This is a genomic window from Anabaena sp. CCY 0017 (genome assembly GCF_963920885.1).
In the GTDB taxonomy this organism is placed as follows: domain Bacteria; phylum Cyanobacteriota; class Cyanobacteriia; order Cyanobacteriales; family Nostocaceae; genus Nodularia.
In genome coordinates, this window is record NZ_CAWUDG010000055.1 from 1 (window position 1) to 7,243 (window position 7,243).

Annotated in this window: 6 protein-coding genes and 1 pseudogene; all 7 read left to right on the forward strand. The window is 38.4% G+C overall.

The window, feature by feature from the left end:
- The first annotated feature begins 199 nt into the window (after positions 1-199).
- Positions 200-640 (forward strand): hypothetical protein, encoded by a 441-nt coding sequence (locus ACM0OW_RS25375; RefSeq protein WP_414553442.1) that lies wholly within the window; start codon positions 200-202, stop codon positions 638-640.
- A gap of 205 nt (positions 641-845) precedes the next feature.
- Positions 846-3,902, forward strand: a complete 3,057-nt coding sequence (locus tag ACM0OW_RS25380) for a helicase HerA domain-containing protein (RefSeq protein WP_414553444.1) — start codon at positions 846-848, stop codon at positions 3,900-3,902.
- Entirely contained in the window at positions 3,899-4,447 is a 549-nt protein-coding gene (locus ACM0OW_RS25385; RefSeq protein WP_414553446.1) for a hypothetical protein, read from the forward strand. The genes ACM0OW_RS25380 and ACM0OW_RS25385 overlap by 4 nt, the downstream gene beginning before the upstream one ends.
- The gene (locus ACM0OW_RS25390) at positions 4,389-5,141 is read left to right on the forward strand and encodes a hypothetical protein (protein ID WP_414553448.1); all 753 of its coding nucleotides are present in this window, start codon (positions 4,389-4,391) and stop codon (positions 5,139-5,141) included. Before ACM0OW_RS25385 ends, ACM0OW_RS25390 begins: the two co-directional genes overlap by 59 nt.
- Positions 5,142-6,182: a hypothetical protein gene (locus ACM0OW_RS25395; RefSeq protein ID WP_414553450.1), complete on the forward strand. Its 1,041-nt coding sequence runs from the start codon at positions 5,142-5,144 to the stop codon at positions 6,180-6,182.
- Position 6,183: 1 nt separating this feature from the next.
- Positions 6,184-6,897, forward strand: a complete 714-nt coding sequence (locus tag ACM0OW_RS25400; RefSeq protein ID WP_414553452.1) for a hypothetical protein — start codon at positions 6,184-6,186, stop codon at positions 6,895-6,897.
- Positions 6,898-6,899: 2 nt separating this feature from the next.
- Positions 6,900-7,243: pseudogene (locus ACM0OW_RS25405) on the forward strand (hypothetical protein); the annotation flags it as partial.

The window sequence follows — 7,243 nt, forward strand, 5'->3', positions numbered from 1 at the left end:
TCGTTACATTGTTTACACTGTCTTGTTTTTAGACTTGTTTGTCGCCCCGTCAGCAAAGTTATATGAATCTCATGTTCCCATACTCCAAGAAATTCGCTCCCTTGCTAGAGAAAATACTTTAGAAGATATAGAGAGTGAATTTCAAAAAAGAGCGTCGAAAAGTTGATGTTTAATTTGTCAATAAACATGAAAACAAGGAGTGAGCGTTTTGGCATCTAAAAATCTTTCAACCAAAAATGCCCCAGGACAGCTTTTAGCTAAATTAATAGCCAATCAAGCCAATAAGTATCGCCATCAAATATTATCTGTTGGCACTACTATGATCGTTGTTGGACACGCCCAACCATCTTTAGCGATTGGATTATTTCAACCCACGCAACAAGCTCTTAGTTGTATGTTTGCAGGTGGTCCAGGTGGTGTTGCTAGTCCCTTGCTTACTGGTCTTCCTGTTGTTTTGTCAGTTGCCATAACTATTTTATTGTTCGGTTATTTCATCAGTGCTGGAGTTAAAGTTGTCAATGCCTTGGGCGAAGGGCAAGAAGTCACTCAACTAATCCAGCAGCCTTTAGGTGTGTTTTTGGTGACTCTTGTTCTTTACATAGTTCAAAGTATTCTGTTTGGTAGTGCTGCTGTTTGCTAATTAAACAGTTAACGCCTAAGAAACACATTTTATAACCCTGATATAGCAAGGCTTTTAGCTAAACAAGAAAACTGTGTTTGTTTCATTCATTGCGAGGGGATTTAATACTTTTGATTTACCCTCCTGGGGCGCTCATATCTTACAAGGGTTAGTGTTTCTATCTAATCGCTGATTTGGTTCTTTTTCTTTAGTATCGATAGTAAAAGTGCAATCCTCTAAAGAAATCAAGCAAGTTAACCAGTCTTTGGGAAAGAGTGCCACTATTGGTGCTTTTTCCGGCACACAATTTGCTATTGCTGTCTCTACTTTTGGCTTTATTTTCTTCATAGCTGTTGCTTTAGGTTTGCATATTGTCTGGTGTATGCTACTGGGAATTTGGGCTAGCGGAACAGCTTTAGTATTGTCAGGAAAAAGCCCACATCTTTTCTGGTCTAAAGTGTATCCTATCGTCCCTGTTTGGACACGAGGATACGCTAAATACTCATCTCCCCAAGAGAAAAAGAAATTAGGTTCAAAAAAGGTGAAAATTAGTCGTTCTAAAGCCAAAAAATTAAATCCCTTTGAGGATGCACTGGATTTAACAACGCTGGTCAGGCTCAAAAAAGACGCTTATATTGCAGGAGCTTATATGCTCAGTCGCAAAAAAGTTAGCGAAACCAATAACACTTTACAGTTGGTTTTTGGTTATACTTGCACAGGTATTCATCCATTATTCAATTCTCAAGAGCAAATTGAGGCGATCGCTCTGGCTTTTGAGAATGGTTGTAAAGAGATACCCCAGAAGGAAAGCTTTACATTTCGGTGGAGTTCTTTTTGTACAGACGATGATGCTAAAGAATATTTTTTGAACCGCGTAAAAAATCCGGCATCAACTGAAAGTGAATTTCTAGATTGGGGGCAACTAGCTAGAATTCAAGAATTGACACGTACACAAGAAAGAAAAAGAGTAAGCCTAAGTATCTACACAACTTATACAGTGTCTCCCCATTCAGTTGAATCAGGAGATGCTTTAGATAGAGCATTAGTCAAATTTGGTAACTTCTTACAAAAACGATTCACTCCATCCGGTGAATCAGAACTTACCAAAAAACATTTGACTCAGGTACTTACTAAAGCAGTTGAAGCTTCTATCAGACATCAGCAGATTTTAACAGAAATGGGGTTTATGCCTCAACCAAAGACAGAACAGCAATTGTGGCAAGAACTTTCTCAGAATGTAGGAGCTAAAACAGTAAAAATCCCTCACACATTAATTTTTGATGAGCAAGGGATTAGAGAAGAATTTAATGAAGCTGCACCCTTGCATCCAATGCAGGTAATAGGAGACGCACACGCAACTTCAGTCCTACTTAATAATGGAGTACCATTTGCAGATCGGCGGTGGGTATGTCTACCAACACAGAAGAATGGAAAAAAATATGTGGGAGTAATGACCCTTTCCCGTAAGCCAGAAGCCTTTGCATCAACTGCTAGTCAGACTCGCTTTTTGTGGGATATTTTTTCTAGAAATCCAGTTTTTGATATTGAAGTCATTACTCAAATTAGCCCAGCAGACCGCGCTTTAACTCGTCTCACACAACAAACCATTACCAGAAGATCCCGGTCGCTGGATTTACACGTTCAACAACGTAAATCAATTGATGTCTCTGCACAGTTTAATGTGAAACGTTCTGTAGAGGCACAAGAAAAACTTTACTCTGGTGATGTACCAGAGAATATGAGTTTAATTGTTTTAGTGTACCGCGACACTCCAGAAGAGGTAGACGATGCTTGTAGACTAATTTCTGGATACATTAATCAACCTGCTGAACTAACTCGTGAAACTGAATATGCTTGGTTAATTTGGTTGCAAACATTACTTGTTAAGCAAGAACCAATATTAGTTAGCCCCTACAATCGGCGACTGGCTTTTTTTGCTAGTGAAATATTGGGAGTAACTAATGTAGTTCAGAATGGCAGAGCAGACGAGCAAGGCTTTGAACTAATAGCAGATGAGGGGCATTCCCCAGTCAAAATTGATTTATCAAAAACTAAAAATATTTTAGTAATTGGAACAACAGGATCTGGAAAATCAGTTTTGGTATCCCCAATTCTTGCCGAGTGCCAAGCACAAGGAATGTCAATTTTGATGATTGACCTTCCTAACGACGACGGGACAGGAACATTCGGAGATTATACGCCTTACCACAACGGTTTTTACTTCGATATTTCTAAAGAATCCAATAATCTTGTACAGCCATTGGATTTAACCAAAATTCCTGAAGACCAGAAGCAGGACAGAATTAGGTCGCATAGAAATGATGTCAATCTCATCGTCTTACAGCTAGTATTAGGTTCACAAACATTTGATGGTTTCGTTGCTCAAACAATTGAATCACTTATCCCGTTGGGGACAAAAGCTTTTTATGAAGATCCTGAGATTCAACGACGATTTGAAGAGGCAAGGTTAGCTGGTTTAGGGTCGGCTGCGTGGGCTAATACACCCACTTTAGTAGACATGGAGCCTTTTTTCTCTAAAAACCGGATTGAATTAGGCTATGAAGACGAGAATGTAGACAGAGCGCTCAATTATATCCGTCTCCGGCTGCAATATTGGAGAGCAAGTGCAATTGGGGATGCTATTTGCAAACCTTCAACTTTCCAGACTGACTCAAAATTAATTACTTTCGCCTTAACAAACTTGCAATCAGGTAAAGATGCCGAGGTATTTGGTATGTCTGCATATATTGCCGCATCCCGACAATCGCTTTCTTCCCCCAATAGTGCTTTTTTCATGGATGAAGCTTCTGTATTGTTGGGCTTCCCGGCTTTATCTCGGCTGGTGGGTCGCAAGTGCGCCACTGCTCGTAAATCCGGTTGTCGCGTCATCCTGGCTGGTCAAGATGTTTTATCCATCGCCAAATCTGAAGCTGGAGAGCAAATATTGCAAAATATGCCTTTGAGATTAATTGGCCGCATCGTCCCTGGTGCTGCGCGTTCTTTTTCGGAAATCTTGGGTATTCCTAAACATATCATTGAGAAAAATGAATCATTTCGCCCAAATATTAAGCAACTATATACGCTCTGGTTGTTGGATTATAACAACAAATATATTCGCTGTCGCTACTATCCTTCTTACCCGATGATTGCTTTGGTTGCTAACAGCAGAGAAGAGCAAGCAGCAAGAGATCGCTTTAAAAGTATGTATCCTGATAAATTTCAGTGTATAGCTGAATTTTCTAAATACTACGTTGAATGTATTAAGCAAGGAAAACCACTTTGAAAAACCTACTTGTTAATTTAACTCAACCAAAAATTCTTTTAGCAATCTTAGGTGTAGTAACTTCAATAGCAGGGTTTCAAATATGGCAACATAACAAACAAGAATATGAAAAGCAGGTTGTTAAACAAATAGATGGTTGTAGGGGAGCCACAAAGTCGGCTTATCAATATATCCAAAGTAGTAAAACTCTTTCGAGTGTTTATCATGCCAAGAGATTGGATATTGATATCTCTACATTATTTTTAGAAAAACCAGGAGTGACTTCTCCTTTTAAGCCAGATAAAAACTATCTCTTGATTTATACTACTCCCTCTGCGGTAATTCCAGATCAACCGCGTTATGATGGTCAAATTTTCAACCAACTTTCTAGAGTAGAAAAGTCACCTATTCCTATTATCGTAACCATAAAATCAATAGACGCTGGTAAAGCTGTAGTCAATTCTGTCTGTTCACCCAAGCCTTTTACAGTATCAACGGAGAACTTATATGAACCCCAACAAAAAAGCGACTTTGTTATTCCCACTGCCCCATTTAGTATGTTTTAGCTTGCTGATGATTATATTTTTATTCATTTCTACAAAACCAGCGAATGCTAATTCAATTGAGGGATTTTTTGGACAATTTGAACAAATATATAAGAGTTTGCAGCACTCAATCAAATGGCATACAGACTCATTTGCTAAAACCTGGGGAAAACTAGGTGGTGAAATCAAGAAAGGTATTGAATCAACTATCGGTGATCTCGGCATTCCTGACCCGTTGGAAGCTGGAGATAAGATTAGTAAAATTCTAGAAAAACAAGAGTATGAATTACTCAAACCAAATCCTAGAAGCCAAGGGCAAGATGCCAAGCATGAATGGAATCGGCAATACACACTAGGGCAGTCTCAGTCTACTTTAGGAGCCGCAGGACAAAAAGTTCAAGCTCAAGAAGCCGAGCTAACTAATAATGCTTTAGCTACTTCAATTGCAATTGGTGATGCTGCACAGGAAGACATCATTACTCAAGATATTCTCAAAAAAATTGCTGTCCAAAATATTCAGGGCGTAATCATTTCTAAGTCTATTCAATCAGAAGCACAAAAACAATCTCGTGCCTTGGCAGCAGCAAATATCAATCTAACCGATATTTCTACACGCATGGATGAAAAATCACGTAAAGAAGAAGCTGAAGCTAGAGCTACAGCCAGTCAAATATTAGAAGCTGCTGCTTTTCGTGATGGATTTTGGAGTAAATAGATGCTTGTATCTACTTTTTTCTTTATTGCTAATTTAGATCCTGGCGGTAGCGATGCCAGTCAAATTATGCAAGGAGCGCAGAACGGTTCTCAGCTAATTGTCAGCTTATTTGAAAAAGATTGGGAAGACTTAGTTAATGGTAACAGCCCTGTATATACAGCCGTGACCTCTGTGGCTTTACTGGCGGCGGTAGCTTTGGTGAGTTTTTGGTCGTTGGGCTGGTACGTTCAAATTTCCGAAGAAGGGTTTTCCCCTGGCGTTATCACTGAAATGGTTTATCCATTGCTGGTAATCATGATGTTAGCTGTGAATAATGGGGCATTGCTGGCTAATAGTTCATTAGCACTCCGCAATGTGTCAAATAATATCAATAATAATGTTTTAAATATTACAAGAAATGGAGTGACTTTAAAAGAAGCAATACGCAACACTAGTATGGATCAAGCTTTCATAATGGCTGCTAAAGCACAGATGGCAGAGTGTGAAAAGCAACCTCTTGAAGGAATTGACCAAGACGGAAATGAGATTAACCCTCGCCAAATATGTATTAACGAAACAACCGAAAAAATTAAAAAAGAATCTGATGATTTTAGGGCAAAAAATAATTTACCTGAGACTAAAACAAATTGGAATATTTTTGATTTAGGAGGACAAGCGATTAATGCCACGGTTCAAGGACTTTCTTATATAATTTTTAGTGGATTAGCAGCAGCATTTCAATATGTTGTCCAAGTTTCTTTTCTGCTTAATTCTTATATTGGCCCCATATTTTTAGTATTATCATTACTTCCTATTGGGGCTAAACCGATTTTAGCATGGTTGGCTGGTTGGTTAGCTTTAGGCTTAGTGTTGGTTAGCTATTCAATTATTGTGGGGATAGCTGCTAGTTCAATTGTCAATACACCATCAAATAACCCCTTATTTTTACCTTTAGTAGAAGCCATATTATCACCCATTTTGGCTGTAGCAATTGGCTCAGGTGGCGGCATGGCAGTATTTACAGGATTTTCCAACACTGCAAAAATTATTGGTAGGAGATAATATGCAAATTCTTAATAAGAAAGGCATAGATTTTACACCTCTCTTAATCATCAGCAATAGTATTTTATTATTTTTTCTGTTGCTAACATCGCTGATTAATTCTGGGCGGTTAGGTAAGTTAGCCAATGCAGACACTCCGACTTTAGTGGAATTGAGTGATGGTAATTCTGTTAGGGTAACTCCAATTGGAAGTAAAGAACGTACTCCTCAAGCTATTACAAATTTTGTGGGTAAAACAATGACTGGTTTGTTGAATTGGAATGCTCTACCAAAAATAGATGAAGAATTGTACCCGAATAAGAAACCAGAGTTAGATTCTGGAGTGCAAACAGGAGATAAAAAAATAACCACAAGTACATGGGCGGCTGGGTTTGCTTTATCAGAAGATTTTCGAGTACCTTTTCTTAGAGAATTAAGTAATGTTACCCCTGATTCTGTTTTTAACGGTAGCACTCAATCAGCTTTGATTGTCCGCCATCTTTCGCCGCCAAAAAGCATAAAAGAAGGCGAATGGGAAGTAAGTATGGTTTCTAATTTAATTATTTTTCAAAATGGTAATCAAGTAGGAAAAGCTATCTCTTTTAACAAAAGTATTTTTGTCAGAGCCATAGATAATATCCCCTTGCCTAAAAACGCTTCTATTTTGCAACAAGCGCCATATCAAGCTAGAAAAGCTGGTTTGGAAATTTTTAAAATTCAAGACCTTAATTTATAGTTATGTCTAATTCAGAAGTTTCCATCAAAGAAAATCCAACAATAGAAACACCAACTGAAAGAGTTTCAACCCAAGAATCCCTACCTACTAACAACAGTCAGCAGAATGATTTTGCTGCAATGAACGGTGTCAATATCGAGGTTGAGACTCCTGAACAACCAACAGAATTGCAAAAAGAAATTCCTGAGCCAGAGGAAATCATTACTACGCGTGGAGTTTCTCAACAGCCATTAGTCAAAGCAATTGTTGTAGGGTGTGGAATTTTTCTAGTTGTGGGATTTATAGGATTAATAGCTGTAGCGAACTGCAAACATAAACGCTTCAAACTGCAAACAAGGCGATTTTG